Source organism: Helicobacter sp. L8, from assembly GCF_003660355.1.
GTDB classification, from domain to species: domain Bacteria; phylum Campylobacterota; class Campylobacteria; order Campylobacterales; family Helicobacteraceae; genus Helicobacter; species Helicobacter labacensis.
The window spans coordinates 1-212 of the sequence record NZ_QXQR01000069.1 but is presented as its reverse complement, the minus strand read 5'-3'; the positions used below and the strand labels follow the sequence as shown (position 1 = coordinate 212).

The 212-nt window shown below is 44.8% G+C and carries 1 pseudogene; it reads left to right on the top strand.

The features are described from left to right. A pseudogene (locus EAO37_RS09765) lies at nt 1-212 on the top strand (hypothetical protein); the annotation flags it as partial.

Below are 212 nucleotides of genomic sequence, written 5' to 3'. Positions count from 1 at the left end.
TGTTTGAAGAAGATAGCGTTTTGAACATTGATGAGTTTATAGAACAAATGGCTTTAGATAACGCCATTGTGAAAGTGCGCCGGCGCGCTCAAAGAGGGTAAGATTCAATTCATGAACAACCAAGCCGACATCGCCGCATTGAGCACTAAGGCTGAGCAGAAACGCCAGCTATTAAAGGTGTTGGCTGGACTCAATGATGAGAGTTTGGGCAT